Genomic DNA, 13700 nt, shown 5'->3' with positions numbered 1-13700 from the left:
AACGGGACCTACTTGTCTTGCTTGCGTTCGATACGATTGCGTTCTATCTGCGGAGCGCCTTCGTATTGGTCAATGGACTTCATCTTTGGACTACCGTGTGCATTGGCAATCTTGAGTTCGTATGTCCAGCGTACTGCACGGCGTTCATCGCTTGTATTGCCGCGTTTCTTCCGCTCAGTAAGCTTACGCTCGCCGTAAACAATCACTTTGTCGTATTTGTTATCGTAGAACACATCTAATACGTTGAACTCTTGCACTTGGTCCCTGATGTCTAAAGCTTTCACATGACTGATCACTTGCTCATTCAATGCATCGTAATCTCGAATGGAGAGCATTGGTTTGAGCGTATCTAAGACAATATCCACATTACGGACATTCACGTTACCAAGCATGCTGGCAATGAATATGCCCCATTGCTTCTTGTAACCTGAGTTGGCTTTGTTGCCTATCATGACAATTTCTTCAGAGAAATTAGGCGGGGTAACAACGGTGATGGGTTTCGCTGTCATTACCTTAAACGCTAGAAATGCGCAGATAATGATGGACAGCCCCATCATCTTCGTCATTTTGTTGCTGTGGTCGATGGCTGCTTGCCAAGAACGTTGGACATTCGAATCTGAATCATGCTCCAGTTCAGACTCATCCTGCCCCTTTTTTTTGCGGTTAAATATATTCATAGCAAACCTCAAACTTTTGCTAAAACAACACATAGAATTTAAAAACGGATCGCTACAAAGAGTTAGCGAAAATAAGTACGGTTAAATGCTTCTGGAAACGATTTACGGGATTTAAAGTTAATGATTCCAGCCCACCACAACATGTGTTTGAGCCGACCTTTGGGATAGTTATCTTTGACCCATGAATAGGCGAGAGCGAAAAGAATGGCGATTCCACCGATAAGTAACAGGTTCTTGCTGATGTGTCCGATAGCGATACCGACAAGCAAAATCCCCGCTGTATCCGACTCCATTCCGATCACCGATTGTTTGTCGTTTACTCGAAGTGGCACATAGGTTTGATTGTTCGGTAGTTGAGGACGAGCATCATTATTGATGTCTAACTTACTCATATGACCCCCTTATGTACTTCTGGGCCTCTTCTATAAGGCCCAGAGACATCTGTTGCTTTATACCGGAAGACCGGCAGTTAGCATGGTAGTGATAATGGTTTGAAGTTGCGCCAGCACCAGCATGATGATGACAGAAACACCAAGACCGATAAGGTTTGGTCGAACCATTGAGAAGATGATGATCCCTGCGAAAGAACAGAACGCGATAATTTGTCCAGGAACACCTTCAGCAAAGCTCACTAGTTCATCAAATAGGCCTTGGAACGCATCACCACCTGAACCGGCAATGGCCGAGACGGTAAAAAACATAAGCGCGAATGTAATTAAGCCGAGGTATGTCGTCTTTGAATCTACTTTTTGTACATCATTGACGTTGATTGTGTTTTGCATAGAAATATCTCCAATAATTCCGGTAAATACCTTTTAAGTAGGCCCTTGAATCATTGCAGGTAACCTAATTTTGAATTCCAAATAGTGAGCCGTTTTTTTAGGTTTATTTGTTTTTTTACATAAGCACCTGTTATTTATGCTTATTTTTATGTGGCAAAATCTTGATTTATCCAAAATTTCATTGTTGACAATCAATATGCTTTATTGAGTTCCATGCATCGACCAACTGTGACTTTCATATTTCAGGCGGATGACGGGTTCTGAGTACAGAGCTGCAGCCAGAATAGAAAGGGCTTCGATGGCGATGATTTCAACCACCAGCGATACCAAACGGGGGGAGGTTTCTAGGTACTCTGACGAGGGGACGTTACTATCAATAGACAGCGTTTCTGCCGAGGAGAAGAATCATGAATGAACGATATTTGGCTTTCAAACAATGGTGTCCAACTGGCACCAATTGGGAGTTCATGGCTTTTATTGCTAAACGAAAAGCGGAGTTTACGGGTCAACCGGCTTGCTCGGGGCATATCTCTGACCAGAGTGCATTTTCGGCGTATATCAAAGATTGGGTATCCGCTAATACCACCAGCAGCGCCCATTCTTAGATTCCATTATCTAATGGGTTTCTTCATGTGTATGCGGTTTGTAGATTTCCGCTAATGATTTGGGACCTTTCTTTTTGGTCTTTTTGGTGGTGGCAGGGGAGTGGCTGTCGGTTTGTTGGATGGCTTTTTCGTGTTCTTTGGCAGCATCCGAGAACGCATTGCTTTTCATTGCGTTTTTTCGAAGTTTATTCAAGCGGTCGAGTTTTGCTTCAAATTCAGGCGTCATACTATATCTCGCTAGTTATGCACTAACTTTGTTATACGACGAAAACCATGACAGTTTAGCAATTTACCAGTCCATTTTGTTGAGTTGGGTAATTTCGTCTTTTGCTCTCGCTATTTGTCAATCTGTAAACTCAGTTAGATACAATGATGAGGGTATGGAACAACCGAAGAGGGTAAACATGGATCGTGTTATTCAAGAGCAAATCCAACAATATGCATTCAAACGCTTTCCCATTTTGTCAGGAAAGCCTCTCAAACCTCTTGCCATCGGAGCTGGTGCCGCTTTGCAAGAAACGTTGTGTCAATCGTTCAGTCAGGCAGACGTTTCTTTTTTTCTGGACCGTTTTTTCACCAGCAGAGAGTACAAGCTGGCGCTGATTAATTGCTATCAAGCTTGCTATACCCGGTATAACCTTGATGGTTCGCCCTCATCAACGACAGTGAATGAACATGAGTTATTGGGACTCGCAAGGCATGGTATTTTCAAAAACAAAAAGGGACTCACGGATAAGGCCGCTCAATTGGTCAATGAACAAAAGCGCTACGTCTTTGATCGAAGGAAACAACTGAAGGACAAGGTTCTGAGATTGAAGCAGTCGGGTTTTAGTGACCAATTCTTGTTAGACCGATTGGGTAAGCGCATTCAACCATACCTGAAGGTCAACTCCAAGGCTGGGCAATTTTATTCGGATAGCATGGTCAGTGAAGCGCGAATGATGAGGGAACGCACAGCTTCAATGACAGTGAAAGAAGTCAAAGTGTTTCAAAAATCACTGTATGACCAAGGTGTTCCCGTCTATTTAATACTGATGGCCACAAACCATTATGAACCAATGCTTTATGAGTTGGTGAGAGATGGCGAACCGGAAAGGAAGTTCCCACAAGTCGCCTAACTGAAAAAGAGCACACAATGGTGCTCTTTTTTACATGGGAACAACCAAACTAATGAAAGGTTGGCGTTGCTTCTGCACGCATGTTCAGTAGTCTGAGAACCAATTTGTCGATCGCTCGTTTTTTCGTAAAACTGAGTTTTTCATACGGCTCAGTGTCAAACAAATCGCACATTAGACCGGATTGTCCGTTTTGGTTTACATCGTGTGTTTCGGTGACAAAGCCAGAGCCATCTTCTTTTCTTTGAATCGGCCAGAATGTGCATGTCTCGTCTACACGGTCATTGATCAAAAACACCATATACTCTTGTCGTGTAGGCGACATCGAAGGTTTGATGTCTGGGTTGGTACTCATCCAAGCTTCTAGAACGAACGTGTATTTGAGCACGTTGAGTTTACCCATAAGAACGCGCAGCGCCATGGTCATCTTTTCTTTGCTGTCTTGGTCTGAGATTGGGAACGAATAAATGCGTACTTTGCCATCAGCACATTCCAATACGATTGATGGATCAGCAGTACTTCTTGCCTTGAGTAGATCGTTAGCGACGATTTTTTGATTATTCATGTCCATATTAGCCTCTCTTTGCCTTTCAGGAGTCTGTGTGATTTGTATCAGTCGTAAGTGATCTCGTAGTCACTGCCGTCTTGCCATGGCGTTTGAGTAATGATGTAGGCAACTCGGTTAACCCAATGGCATCCATTGACAATCACCCATTTACTGTCGATAGGCTCCCCCAGCTCATCCTCTTCTTCATCTACGTCAATCTCAATGATCGTCCAAACTCGACTGGCGTCGGTTTTTTTGATGGTTTCTAGGTCGTTGCCATAGGTTTCGAATGAGATGCATTTTTCATCAAGGAAGATTGCGCTACCCCCATTCTCATTGATGATTGGTTTAAAGGATTCCACCCAAGTTTCAAAAGTAAGGTTGTTCATGCTGCATCTCCGTGATTGCGGTTTAGAGATACTTTAGTGGATGAATGTAAGGGCTCCCCCCGTATTGGTTAGCACGGTAGATAGCGATTGACTTGCCACAGTGAGTGGGGGGAGGGGAGATAGGTCGAATCTATTCTTTAGCTGTCATCACACACAACAGATTGGAGAAATCTCATGGCAATGTTTTGGGGCAACAGTTGGTATCAAGTCATTCATGATGAGATCGCATATTGCGGCGTTCTAATGCTATCGAAGTACCCAAGTGCTGATGGTGGTTACGACAGTAAAGGCAATGAGGTTGTAAAAGTGATCATGCCTTCGTTACCTGAAAATTCAGGCTTTTCCTTCATTGAGCATAAAGACCAACGATCAGCGATGCTGGCCTGCAAAAGTCATATCTTAGGTAAATCGAGATTGGATTTGCTTGCTCACTTATGGGTGGTCAATGACGCTCAATGTGATCTTGAAGAATATAAGGTTCAGCTGAAATCCGATCCTACCGAACTTCAGTATTGGGAATCGAAAATTGCCTCCAGCAAGGAAACCATTGAAGACTTTCAACTTAAAGCCAAGAACTTGAAGCAAATTCGTAAAAGTAAAATCAAGGAATTCCTCGAAAGCGAAATTGTGGACATCGCGACAAAGCACGCTCACGAACTGGCATAACCTAACTGGAACGGGACGTGGGCAGCACCCAGTCCCTAACGTTTTAAATTGGAGGTAGACATGAAACAACCGTACTTAGTCGTTACTCACGCAGAAGGTTTCGAACCAGAATCATACCTTGTTTATGCCACGGACGAAGACATGGCATGGGAAAGGCTCCTTCATTGGCTTGAAACCAAACAGTTACTTGATGGAACGACCGAGCAATACCTAGACCATTGCAAACTATTGGATGACATGCAAAGAACAGCAGTTGAAGCTCCGGATGAGGTGTGTCAGTTCGATGCTACATATGAAGCGCTGGATTTCGAGTTCTTAGAAGCATTCGCTCGTGATTCCCTGCCTGAAACGGAAGCCGCTGTTTTGTCGTCATTGATGGAAAAACTCAAAGCTGCTCATGAAGCTCGTTATTGCTAACGGACACCTTGTTCGATTCTTTCTCTTAACGCCTTGGAGATCATGACATGAAAGTTGATGTGTATCTGAACTTACATCGCTCCACCGATACGATGCGTGTGTATTCTATTCGGTCACGAGAGAAAGAGTCTTATGGAAAGGTGATTGGCTACTCTTCCTCAGTGTCATTGATTGACTGTGAGTTTGTCGTAAGCGAGAAGGGGCAAGCAAGGGTTAAACGCGAGCAATCGAAACTGGTGCATGCCGTTATCCGAGGTACGCTAATTGATTTTGAGCCTTTTGAAACAAACGCTGCGTCATATGTAGGCTATTGTCCCTATCAATCACAAGCTCCCCACTTTTATTGCATTGAAACGGCGAAATTCAGCTCATCTGAAAACAACACGCCGATCTATCGTGCTCTACGTGTTAACTGTTTGCCAAACTATGTGTTAGCCATTCAGTAACTACTGATGTTTGCTGGTGGCTTACATTCAAGGACTTAGGTAGTCGCATCGAAAGCGCAGGCATATGTCATTGGACTCCCCCCATTTTAATTCAACTCCCCCCGTCTTTTTTTGTCCATTCAGAGCGGCAGGTATAGACTCATTCCAAGCAACTAAGTGAATAACACAAGGGATTGAACATGGAACAAGTAATTGCAGCACCTCAAACGAATCAGACCGATAAAGCAGCGATATCAACAGTACCTAGCCAACAAGAACGTAATCAAAACCTAATCGCTCAGTTAGCCTTGGTTATTACCCTTAAAGGTCATGACTTTGATGGCATCCTTAATTTTGGTGCAGTAGAGGTCGTACCGAAAAATGGGAAGCCCTTTCTCTTGGATATCATCACGACTCATGGCTACAACGAGTTTAGTGAAGGTCAGCCGGTATTTAAGACTTACAGCACCTTTGAATCATTGACGGAAACCATATCGATGTTTTCAGACGACTATGACTACGACTTCGAACAACCACTCGCTGATATTTTGCCTCATGCGTTGCTGAGAACGAATCTAAACGGATATGACGCTGGACCGGACGATGAGGTGGCATGCTTGGTTAAAAATGTGGCGCGAGTCTGTGACATGCGTTTGGTGAACCTGACAACGGAGCAGACAATTGGAACTGTCGTACAAGACGATTCCTTGTAACACTTTAAGCAGAAATGAAGGCAGTCGATGTGGATAGTCACGTCGATTACCTTGGATTAGCGAAGTTTAATATCAGGAAATTAATATGAAAAAATCATCTGTAGAACGTCACTTAACAGATCAGCAGCGAGCTGAAGCTGATGTAAAAACGGTATATCCTAATGCGGTTAAGGCTGAAAAAGACAAACTTGAGGTATGACACATTCTATGCAATGGCTCTCGTGTTCCTTGCCTGATTGTCACCGAGGAGATGTTGTCTAGGGATGCGTTGAACATCGACTTCTTTTTTATCGTTGGACACACCCATGCTTCATACATTTACGATGGTTTAGTTTAATTCTGCTAAGGACGAAATGGATAGGCTCATTTTTTGCGGGCGAATATCGATAGGAAATATTTTAAGCTGATCTTCCCGTTATCATCAATAAAGGGAAAAGGGCTAAACAAAATGGCAGCAAGAGGCACGAGAACAACGATTGCCGTTAGTATCCCAGTCACCAAAACGCTCATGAATGGGTCCATCTCAGGAGCCAGAGCCAGTATGTCCAAGTACAATTGCTTGATGAGCGTATCCCACGATTGCGTGATTGCTAATCCCATTGAAACAAGGCTAACTTCCACCAATCCCACTTTATCCATGATCACCGCTGCCCATGTACTTATGAAGCTAATGATGAGCAGGAAAAACACTAATCCTACTTCGTAATTTTCAACACTGTTCATACCGTTGGTGTCCTGTCAGGGCGAGATTTTGGTGAATCGAAATTGAACCTTAACCTAACTGTCCGGGCTGTAGTCTAAACTACGAGAGGAAAACGGCTTGCTAATTGACGGGGAACGCTCAAGCCTATCGCACAAGATGTCACAAAATCATTGAATTTAGGTGAAGGCGCTCAGGGCTGGTGGCTCATACCTGGAGTGGATGTCGAGCGTTGATTCGATGGCAGGCTGTGAGTCTTAAACTCTCTCTGTTGGCCAAGACTCACTTTATTTCTTCCACCAGCATGCATCACGGCTACGTAATAGAGTTTATTTTCGCACGAAACGGGGAGCACTTGAGAGATTAGATAGCCATTCAGAGGCGTAATTGTTGGAGATGTACGGTTCCAGATCGTTGCTCGATACGCCATCAGACTTGCTTCCGTGATGGTAGTTCGATGAATACACGGTAATGGTTTGGCTCATGCTCTTCTCCCTGTTTTTGAATGACGGTTTATGTACCTGAACTTTTATTCTATGGCTGCACACTATTTTCCCCCCCTTTCGATCAATGTGTGTAGGGCATATATCACTCCAAACCCCAAATGGGGGGCGAGGGAAGTAAGGGGGTGGATACTGGAGATATCTAACGAACAGAGTGAGATATTTAATGCAAACATTTAAAGCGGAACTGCACTCGGCATTCACATCAAAGACCGTTGAATTTAAAACGGACAAAACAGGTCTAGCTCTAGTGAGGCTTGCTAAAAAAGAGCTCAATTGTACTGGCTATAAGCTTCAACTTGTTGTTCATTCCGGTGACTTCAAGCAATGGGTGGCACCTGATTTCAGTATGACGTTAACCCCCATTCATTGATTTGGTGGTCAAGGTCGCGTCGCGTTAATACAGAGCGCATCCAGAATATAAGGGCTTTACGATGAGCAAGAAAGAGTGGGCTATCTTCAAGACGTGCCGGAAGCGTGATCAAGGTATTCGCGGTTCAGGTAAACCTGAGTTTGTGAATGTCATTGAAAGAGATTTGGGTATCCATGTCAGTCGTGATGCGGCGGTGCGTGCCTTGGTTGTCAACTACTACCCGGAACTCAACGACTCGGATATCGAGCACATTAAGAGGGTATCAAAAGAATTTCTAAGAGGGACAATGGGGCATTACAAGATCATGACCTGTTAGATTGATGTCATTGATTGTCACTGAGGTGATACTGTCTGTGTGAGATGGCACTGCGCTCTCTAAACTCGGCATGCTAACAACGCTCACTCCCCCCAACTCCCCCCGTAAATGCCTCTGAAACCCTAAATTGCTGGCCATCGTCTCGTTCTGGGGGGAAGGCATATTTCATTACGCATAATGAACCTGTCCTCAACCAATAACAGGTTCATATCATGTCAATTAATACAGCAACGAATACAGAAGAAAACACAGCAACGATTTATGAAGTCCTTGATAAAGCCAATCAGTTCACAGGCTTCGGCGTAAGACTGAACGGTCATGCGGCAGATGTGTTCGGTATTGATACCGATGAAAGCTTTGGCCATTCAGAAGAGGCTCATGACTTTGCAGAGCAATGCAAATATGAAGCGGGAGCAACCATTGTTTGGGCCTGCAACAAACCGTGGTGGGCATAGTATGAGTATTCAAGCGAGTCCAGAAATGGCGAAAATGATTTGCGTTAATCCTGACCACATGGAGGGGGTCACGGTGACTGACCTTCCTGATGACAAATTGGCCGTCATAGAGCAAGTAACAATTCCGTCGTTTTGCTATGACAACAGCGCTCTGGCTTTGAATTTACTGAATGCAGACTGTGTGGTTTACGGGGTTGCGATGGTGAATTGTGGCGGCACTTGGCTACCGATAGAACACTGCTGGCTCAAACTGGCTGATGGCGACTATGTAGACCCTACCTATCAAGTATTGGCTAAATTTAACGAGCGAAAGTATGAAGTTATCTATTACAAACTCTTTGAAATAACATCAGATTTGATGAGTGAAATGAAACAGGCTTATGGTGAACTGAGTCGCTTTGTTGGCGTAGAGATGATGTGGTTCCGACGCTCGACGGCGTATCGACAATATTTTCTAGGTTGATTGTTGGTGACAGGGCTTTTTAGAGTGAATTATTATGCAACTATATCCATTCATTTGATTGTCATTCAGAGGATTTGGGGGTATAACCCCCGTGTATTTTTTAACCAATTCGGTGTGTAAGAAATCCAATTGCATAAACTGTGCATATTTTGACCTGCTATTTCCGCTTGATTACGTTCCCTCACTGTCTTTCCATGACAACACCGTTTCTTTGCATTGCTTCAAGTGAAGTTGTCATACCTTTCCTCTATCATCTGAATAGTATTCGCGCTCGTGTTCCCAATGTGGCTTAGGTTTAAGCGTTCTGTGTTTGGTTTGTGGTACTGAGAGCGGCTGTTGGGTCATACGGGAATGGATGTGCTGGTCTTTAAAAGTACCAATGAAATTCGTCCATGATAACGATGGGCTTTCCCGCACGTTTGTTCTTAAAGAAGGCACCTCGGGGGAGTTGGTCATTTGGGTGGAGTTTGTGCTGCCACTCTTTAAACGCTGCCGTTTTTAATCGATACGCTTTGTCTTGTTCGGCTTTTGCAATGATATGTTTTAGTTGTGCCGCAGTTGGGCTTGTTTGTGTATGTAACATGGCAAGTTCCTTATCGCTAGTTCGTTAGTGAGTCGTCCAGCAATGACAATGGCCAAGCATACGACTCGATTTGTTGGACGGCGACTTCAATGTTGTTATGCAGCTCTTCTAAACCCATCGATTTCGCACAGCGCTCTTTGGTGACAAGGAAATCTTCTAGTTTGGCCGCTGCTAAGGATTGTTCGAGGTTATCTCTGGTAACCTGTTTGCCATGATTTAAGCAATTCTCTCGATACTCGGCCACCAGCACGATATCAGCTGGGTGAGAGGTGATCCAATTTTCAATGACTGACATTTCAAGGTGGGTTTTACTCGCCATGAGTTGACCTAATTGACCGAATGATACGAGGATTATCGTTACAGAGAACGCGAGCACTGATTTTAGGGTAAAGCTCGTAATTTTCTTTAGCATTGTGATGTCTCCAATTTCTGACGATATCCATTTATAACAAGAAGGGCTCGGTGAAATTTCAATTAGCCGCAGAGATTCCTGCCTTTATTTGCAGTAAAGTTCGGTGACTTGTGCATCCTCGATGTCCTCCCAGGATCTTGAAACGGGTTTGGGCTCGGATAGGATATCGTAGGTGCCATCGTAACGTTGCTTGGCGGCGTAACCGATGTAGGGCTCACCGATACGTGGTTTGCTATGTGATTCACTGTATGGATTGACTGGCTTGTAAGGTCGGCTGTTGAATGGCATACCCAAAATATCTCCGTCTTGATCGATGAGTCCGAGAAATTGATTGTTATCGTAGTGGACAGATACCACTGAAACGGCCATTAAGCTTGTCGAGATTTTGATTTCGCATTGAAGCTGTGTTGCCATGTGAACTCCGTATGTCCGTGATGGTGTTACATTGTTTTGGCTTTCGGTGACTAGCGACCAACTAGGCCGCTAGTTCATGGGTACTGGAGACGACGGTATTAAGCGGCTATTGGTAAAGCGTAGTTCATCGGTATGTGCTTGATATTGGCCGAAACCAATGCTTTTGCCACGGGAGGACAAACAGAATTACCACAGCGTGCGACCTGTTTGGCTTTGCTGATTTTCTTTCCATTTTGGTCAAATTGAAATTGATAGTCTTTTGGAAAGCCTTGAGCCAAGAAGAGTTCATGGGGCTCTAGCATTCTCATACCGATATCGATCACTCGATAGATAGCACCGTGCATCTTAACCATCACTTCGCCCCGCACGACAACGAGCCCAAAGCGCTCTTTGGTGGTTAACGTGTGAACTGGCGTAGTGATGTCAGTGCCGAAATTAGAACCAAAATACTTAATGAGAAAGCTGTTGACGATCCCTAAGTGATTGCCACCAGCGCTCACTGTATGAGCCGGTTCACTCACTGTATGCCCAAGATTGGTGCCTCTCATCTTAATAACGTGACTGGTAGTAACTGTGTCCACGTCTTGACCAAACAGGCGTTCATATTCAGCGCGTGTCCCTCCCCATCTTTCAGTAGATTGAATCCATTCTTCATAGGTGGGAATAATCGATTTTTCGACGTTCGCTGTCACTAATGCGTTGTGGTCGACGCCTGTGATCGTCGCTAACGGATCATTGATATCGGCACCAGAACATCCTGAAAAATGTTTGGCCATGAACGCTAACAACTCTTGGTTGTTGTCCTTGACCGATGGCGAGTCATTATTTTGCTCATTGGGGAATGCTTGCTCTAAATCTGCTGACACAACAGCAAAATGCCCCCCTTTCACCTGAGCGCAAATGGTTCTTAACGGCTCATCGATTGGCATATTGCGTTGACTGCTCGCATTGGCGTGTTCGGTAATGAATGGTCGTTGATTTTTGTGCTCGACGATATAAGGCGCATCAGAATCAAAAACGAATTTTTGTAACCCCTTGGCGATACGAGCCATGGTTTTCTCTACCAATGGCTTTTTACGATTGAATATGGATTTTACAGGGATAGTCCAATCAATCACGTCGGCAGCAACCTTTTGTGGGGCTAATTGATTATTGATTGCTGGATCACCGTGACTGACTTCTGGCCATTCAATCGGTTGTCCGTCATTTCTCATGACCATAAACAAACGCTTTCTAATCGTTGGTACGCCGTAGTCACTTGCCACTAGTTCACGGAAATCAACATCGTACTGGAGCCCTTTGAACAGTTTGAGCTTGTGCTTAATGTCGTATTGAATCCCACAAGCAAGTACGCATTCTTTCCACGACGGGTCACGAGGGGATAACCCTACCGTCAGCGCTTTGGTGAAATCTCTGAATGTCTCTCCCTTACGATCAGGATCTGGTCGCCAGTCGCCGTGCTCATCTTGTAATAAGGGACCCCAAGTGCTGAATTCTTTAATTTTCCTAATATCGATATTGAGCGGTAAATATTGTCAGTTTGAGTCTTTGAATCTTGTGAGTGTGACCCGAGTTAGTGGAGCGCATCGCTTCAGATGCTAGAGGAACGATAAGTCATTAATTTATCAATTTAGTCGAGTCAGTAGCTATGTTATCCGTTCAATCTGGCGTCTTCATCTAACACCTCTAATGAGTGAATATGCACTTAATCATTAGGTGCAAGAATTAAGATGGAGAGAGATACTGCCAGCTAAGACAGTTATACTCAGAGCTGTGCTGACTGCACGGTTAACTAGGATCTGCCCCAAAGCTTGCTAGAGAGGGAAAAGGGCTTGTAAGAAGTAACGAACAAAGAAAGGTAAGCAGTTATATCTGTTCTGATGAGATATAACTGCTTCTTATGTGAGAGGGTAAGGCTATTTTACTTCGTACCTAAGTAGAACTTCATTATCCAAAACAACGTTTGTTGACCAAATGAAGCTAGCTCCAGCACCACTGAATTTATCAATAAAGTTCATGTAAGATTTCTTGTTATTCACACCAATTTCATCTTCTGAGTATTCAGTCGCTTGCGGCCATGAAACTGCGTCAAAATCTTTTGCCATCCAGTTACTTGGGGTTTCCCAATGAGCTGCATAAGCATTTTCACCGTTATCTGTACCTTGTGTTGTACAGTTCTCCGATAGTCGCTTCCCATCAACTTCACTTAGGCAACTTAAATCATAGATTGGTGCAGTATAAAATGTCTGAGCTTGCCAGTCGGAACCTGTCACTGTGCCGTCACTAAAGCTTGCGATAAAGCCACCATCGCCTGGGTGGAATGCTTTCCCACGGTTATCTTCTGTACCTAAACCTAAGTTTTCTTCCCAATCAATTACTTTTACAGCAATCGTGTATGGCTTATTTACTTTAAACTTTACAATACTAGAGTTAAACGGTGTGAAAGGTACAGTGTCTACTGCTACGAGCTGACCATTAATATATAGCTCGAAATAGTTGTCAGCAAAGATGTAACCAGTGATCTCTTCACCATCTGAATCAATAACAGCCACAGGCACAGAGGCTTCATCCACATCGGCTATGCTTTCGGGTGTGATATTGGCGCACTCTTCATAAAGATCGACCGCTTTTGGCGCAGTTGTGAAATGGTTTTGAGCAGGGACTGTCCATACTTTTCCATCTGCGTCAGCAATTTCACCGATGCCTGCAACACGGCTTCGACCATTCGCACACTCAAAAAGGTCTGCTTCTACTGTTTTTGCAAGACCTTGGGTAATGCTAGCTGATCCTTTGTAATCACTAACTGTTCCAGTTACTGTTAGGTCGGAGGATGGAGAGCAGCCAGCTAACAGTAAGGCGATAGACGAAAGAGCGAACACTTGAGTGTTTGGAGTAATCATAAATAAAAATCCTGAAGAAAATATGAAGCTTAAGTGTAGTTTTAGTCTCAACAAATCACAATGTTGAGCTACATAAGTAATTGGCGCATATATTAAACGATGCACTGTAAATTACAGTAAACGATGTGCAATTTTCAGTAAATGGATTTCTACTCCGAGCTTTCATATCTAGTCGCTCGTAACTCAGAATTGTCCGTGCGACCTGAGGTCGTATGAAGCGTTGTTCACCGCTTAACGAGTGAACC

At 44.0% G+C, this 13700-nt stretch carries 22 protein-coding genes; 10 read left to right on the top strand and 12 right to left on the bottom strand.

What is annotated here, in order from left to right:
- Window positions 1–8: 8 nt before the first annotated feature.
- From AB6E30_RS20180 to AB6E30_RS20170, 3 genes are all read right to left on the bottom strand, one after another.
- Window positions 9–677, bottom strand: a complete 669-nt coding sequence (locus AB6E30_RS20180) for a TraE/TraK family type IV conjugative transfer system protein (protein WP_372105013.1) — start codon at window positions 675–677, stop codon at window positions 9–11.
- 62 nt (window positions 678–739) lie between these two features.
- Window positions 740–1069: a type IV conjugative transfer system protein TraL gene (locus AB6E30_RS20175; RefSeq protein WP_136987019.1), complete on the bottom strand. Its 330-nt coding sequence runs from the start codon at window positions 1067–1069 to the stop codon at window positions 740–742.
- A 57-nt stretch (window positions 1070–1126) separates the two neighbouring features.
- Complete coding sequence (locus AB6E30_RS20170) at window positions 1127–1459, bottom strand: hypothetical protein (protein WP_081230238.1); 333 nt, start codon at window positions 1457–1459, stop codon at window positions 1127–1129.
- 407 nt (window positions 1460–1866) lie between these two features.
- Here AB6E30_RS20170 and AB6E30_RS20165 point away from each other — a divergent pair, with 407 nt between their 5' ends.
- Window positions 1867–2064, top strand: a complete 198-nt coding sequence (locus tag AB6E30_RS20165; RefSeq protein ID WP_081230237.1) for a hypothetical protein — start codon at window positions 1867–1869, stop codon at window positions 2062–2064.
- 10 nt (window positions 2065–2074) lie between these two features.
- Here AB6E30_RS20165 and AB6E30_RS20160 read toward each other — a convergent pair whose 3' ends face one another.
- Entirely contained in the window at window positions 2075–2290 is a 216-nt protein-coding gene (locus AB6E30_RS20160; protein ID WP_081230236.1) for a hypothetical protein, read from the bottom strand.
- A gap of 178 nt (window positions 2291–2468) precedes the next feature.
- Between AB6E30_RS20160 and AB6E30_RS20155 the strand changes: the two genes are divergently transcribed.
- Window positions 2469–3182, top strand: coding sequence for a hypothetical protein (locus AB6E30_RS20155; protein WP_136987018.1), 714 nt, complete (start codon window positions 2469–2471; stop codon window positions 3180–3182).
- A gap of 49 nt (window positions 3183–3231) precedes the next feature.
- Here AB6E30_RS20155 and AB6E30_RS20150 read toward each other — a convergent pair whose 3' ends face one another.
- Both AB6E30_RS20150 and AB6E30_RS20145 read right to left on the bottom strand, forming a co-directional pair.
- Complete coding sequence (locus tag AB6E30_RS20150) at window positions 3232–3750, bottom strand: hypothetical protein (RefSeq protein ID WP_136987017.1); 519 nt, start codon at window positions 3748–3750, stop codon at window positions 3232–3234.
- A 41-nt stretch (window positions 3751–3791) separates the two neighbouring features.
- Window positions 3792–4115: a hypothetical protein gene (locus tag AB6E30_RS20145; RefSeq protein WP_154724134.1), complete on the bottom strand. Its 324-nt coding sequence runs from the start codon at window positions 4113–4115 to the stop codon at window positions 3792–3794.
- Between the two features lie 174 nt (window positions 4116–4289).
- On the opposite strand from AB6E30_RS20145, the gene AB6E30_RS20140 reads away from it, so the two are divergent.
- The 4 genes from AB6E30_RS20140 (at window position 4290) to AB6E30_RS20125 (ending at window position 6336) form a co-directional block, all read left to right on the top strand.
- On the top strand, window positions 4290–4781 hold the full coding sequence (locus AB6E30_RS20140) for a hypothetical protein (protein ID WP_372105011.1): 492 nt from the start codon (window positions 4290–4292) through the stop codon (window positions 4779–4781).
- Between the two features lie 60 nt (window positions 4782–4841).
- Window positions 4842–5198 (top strand): hypothetical protein, encoded by a 357-nt coding sequence (locus AB6E30_RS20135; protein WP_372069106.1) that lies wholly within the window; start codon window positions 4842–4844, stop codon window positions 5196–5198.
- Between the two features lie 47 nt (window positions 5199–5245).
- On the top strand, window positions 5246–5644 hold the full coding sequence (locus AB6E30_RS20130) for a hypothetical protein (protein ID WP_372069105.1): 399 nt from the start codon (window positions 5246–5248) through the stop codon (window positions 5642–5644).
- A gap of 179 nt (window positions 5645–5823) precedes the next feature.
- Window positions 5824–6336 carry a hypothetical protein gene (locus AB6E30_RS20125; RefSeq protein WP_372069104.1) on the top strand — a complete coding sequence of 171 codons (513 nt, stop codon included), beginning with the start codon at window positions 5824–5826 and terminating at the stop codon, window positions 6334–6336.
- A gap of 363 nt (window positions 6337–6699) precedes the next feature.
- On the opposite strand, the gene AB6E30_RS20120 is transcribed toward AB6E30_RS20125, so the two are convergent.
- Window positions 6700–7059, bottom strand: a complete 360-nt coding sequence (locus AB6E30_RS20120) for a hypothetical protein (RefSeq protein WP_372105006.1) — start codon at window positions 7057–7059, stop codon at window positions 6700–6702.
- Between the two features lie 646 nt (window positions 7060–7705).
- On the opposite strand from AB6E30_RS20120, the gene AB6E30_RS20115 reads away from it, so the two are divergent.
- The 4 genes from AB6E30_RS20115 to AB6E30_RS20100 all read left to right on the top strand — a co-directional run bounded on the left by AB6E30_RS20115 (window position 7706) and on the right by AB6E30_RS20100 (window position 9146).
- A complete protein-coding gene (locus AB6E30_RS20115) occupies window positions 7706–7912 on the top strand; it encodes a hypothetical protein (RefSeq protein WP_081230226.1) in 207 nt (68 codons plus the stop codon).
- Window positions 7913–7973: 61 nt separating this feature from the next.
- A complete protein-coding gene (locus tag AB6E30_RS20110) occupies window positions 7974–8228 on the top strand; it encodes a hypothetical protein (protein ID WP_102305693.1) in 255 nt (84 codons plus the stop codon).
- 212 nt (window positions 8229–8440) lie between these two features.
- On the top strand, window positions 8441–8683 hold the full coding sequence (locus tag AB6E30_RS20105; protein WP_102305692.1) for a hypothetical protein: 243 nt from the start codon (window positions 8441–8443) through the stop codon (window positions 8681–8683).
- A gap of 1 nt (window position 8684) precedes the next feature.
- Complete coding sequence (locus AB6E30_RS20100) at window positions 8685–9146, top strand: hypothetical protein (protein WP_372105005.1); 462 nt, start codon at window positions 8685–8687, stop codon at window positions 9144–9146.
- 367 nt (window positions 9147–9513) lie between these two features.
- On the opposite strand, the gene AB6E30_RS20095 is transcribed toward AB6E30_RS20100, so the two are convergent.
- The 5 genes from AB6E30_RS20095 to AB6E30_RS20075 form a co-directional block, all read right to left on the bottom strand.
- Complete coding sequence (locus AB6E30_RS20095; protein WP_372050540.1) at window positions 9514–9729, bottom strand: hypothetical protein; 216 nt, start codon at window positions 9727–9729, stop codon at window positions 9514–9516.
- 16 nt (window positions 9730–9745) lie between these two features.
- The gene (locus AB6E30_RS20090) at window positions 9746–10141 is read right to left on the bottom strand and encodes a hypothetical protein (protein ID WP_154723879.1); all 396 of its coding nucleotides are present in this window, start codon (window positions 10139–10141) and stop codon (window positions 9746–9748) included.
- A gap of 84 nt (window positions 10142–10225) precedes the next feature.
- Window positions 10226–10555 (bottom strand): hypothetical protein, encoded by a 330-nt coding sequence (locus tag AB6E30_RS20085; RefSeq protein ID WP_372050541.1) that lies wholly within the window; start codon window positions 10553–10555, stop codon window positions 10226–10228.
- A gap of 98 nt (window positions 10556–10653) precedes the next feature.
- Complete coding sequence (locus AB6E30_RS20080) at window positions 10654–11775, bottom strand: DNA cytosine methyltransferase (protein WP_372105003.1); 1122 nt, start codon at window positions 11773–11775, stop codon at window positions 10654–10656.
- A 696-nt stretch (window positions 11776–12471) separates the two neighbouring features.
- The gene (locus AB6E30_RS20075; protein WP_372105001.1) at window positions 12472–13455 is read right to left on the bottom strand and encodes a hypothetical protein; all 984 of its coding nucleotides are present in this window, start codon (window positions 13453–13455) and stop codon (window positions 12472–12474) included.
- Between the last annotated feature and the right edge of the window lie 245 nt (window positions 13456–13700).

Source organism: Vibrio sp. 10N.247.311.12 (genome assembly GCF_041467515.1).
GTDB lineage: Bacteria > Pseudomonadota > Gammaproteobacteria > Enterobacterales > Vibrionaceae > Vibrio > Vibrio crassostreae_C.
Note: the sequence above shows the minus strand (reverse complement) of the source record. Positions and strands in the feature narration are given on the sequence as shown.

Excerpts from the sequence above, each read along its gene's own strand:
- AB6E30_RS20170 (WP_081230238.1), bottom strand. The coding sequence starts at position 1,459 with ATGCAAAACACAATCAACGTCAATGATGTACAAAAAGTAGATTCAAAG.
- AB6E30_RS20130 (WP_372069105.1), top strand. The coding sequence starts at position 5,246 with ATGAAAGTTGATGTGTATCTGAACTTACATCGCTCCACCGATACGATG.
- AB6E30_RS20135 (WP_372069106.1), top strand. The coding sequence starts at position 4,842 with ATGAAACAACCGTACTTAGTCGTTACTCACGCAGAAGGTTTCGAACCA.
- AB6E30_RS20150 (WP_136987017.1), bottom strand. The coding sequence starts at position 3,750 with ATGGACATGAATAATCAAAAAATCGTCGCTAACGATCTACTCAAGGCA.
- AB6E30_RS20175 (WP_136987019.1), bottom strand. The coding sequence starts at position 1,069 with ATGAGTAAGTTAGACATCAATAATGATGCTCGTCCTCAACTACCGAAC.
- AB6E30_RS20100 (WP_372105005.1), top strand. The coding sequence starts at position 8,685 with ATGAGTATTCAAGCGAGTCCAGAAATGGCGAAAATGATTTGCGTTAAT.
- AB6E30_RS20115 (WP_081230226.1), top strand. The coding sequence starts at position 7,706 with ATGCAAACATTTAAAGCGGAACTGCACTCGGCATTCACATCAAAGACC.
- AB6E30_RS20080 (WP_372105003.1), bottom strand. The coding sequence starts at position 11,775 with ATGGTCATGAGAAATGACGGACAACCGATTGAATGGCCAGAAGTCAGT.
- AB6E30_RS20090 (WP_154723879.1), bottom strand. The coding sequence starts at position 10,141 with ATGCTAAAGAAAATTACGAGCTTTACCCTAAAATCAGTGCTCGCGTTC.
- AB6E30_RS20105 (WP_102305692.1), top strand. The coding sequence starts at position 8,441 with ATGTCAATTAATACAGCAACGAATACAGAAGAAAACACAGCAACGATT.
- AB6E30_RS20155 (WP_136987018.1), top strand. The coding sequence starts at position 2,469 with ATGGATCGTGTTATTCAAGAGCAAATCCAACAATATGCATTCAAACGC.
- AB6E30_RS20110 (WP_102305693.1), top strand. The coding sequence starts at position 7,974 with ATGAGCAAGAAAGAGTGGGCTATCTTCAAGACGTGCCGGAAGCGTGAT.
- AB6E30_RS20145 (WP_154724134.1), bottom strand. The coding sequence starts at position 4,115 with ATGAACAACCTTACTTTTGAAACTTGGGTGGAATCCTTTAAACCAATC.
- AB6E30_RS20095 (WP_372050540.1), bottom strand. The coding sequence starts at position 9,729 with ATGTTACATACACAAACAAGCCCAACTGCGGCACAACTAAAACATATC.
- AB6E30_RS20160 (WP_081230236.1), bottom strand. The coding sequence starts at position 2,290 with ATGACGCCTGAATTTGAAGCAAAACTCGACCGCTTGAATAAACTTCGA.
- AB6E30_RS20125 (WP_372069104.1), top strand. The coding sequence starts at position 5,824 with ATGGAACAAGTAATTGCAGCACCTCAAACGAATCAGACCGATAAAGCA.
- AB6E30_RS20180 (WP_372105013.1), bottom strand. The coding sequence starts at position 677 with ATGAATATATTTAACCGCAAAAAAAAGGGGCAGGATGAGTCTGAACTG.
- AB6E30_RS20165 (WP_081230237.1), top strand. The coding sequence starts at position 1,867 with ATGAATGAACGATATTTGGCTTTCAAACAATGGTGTCCAACTGGCACC.
- AB6E30_RS20085 (WP_372050541.1), bottom strand. The coding sequence starts at position 10,555 with ATGGCAACACAGCTTCAATGCGAAATCAAAATCTCGACAAGCTTAATG.
- AB6E30_RS20075 (WP_372105001.1), bottom strand. The coding sequence starts at position 13,455 with ATGATTACTCCAAACACTCAAGTGTTCGCTCTTTCGTCTATCGCCTTA.
- AB6E30_RS20140 (WP_372105011.1), top strand. The coding sequence starts at position 4,290 with ATGGCAATGTTTTGGGGCAACAGTTGGTATCAAGTCATTCATGATGAG.
- AB6E30_RS20120 (WP_372105006.1), bottom strand. The coding sequence starts at position 7,059 with ATGAACAGTGTTGAAAATTACGAAGTAGGATTAGTGTTTTTCCTGCTC.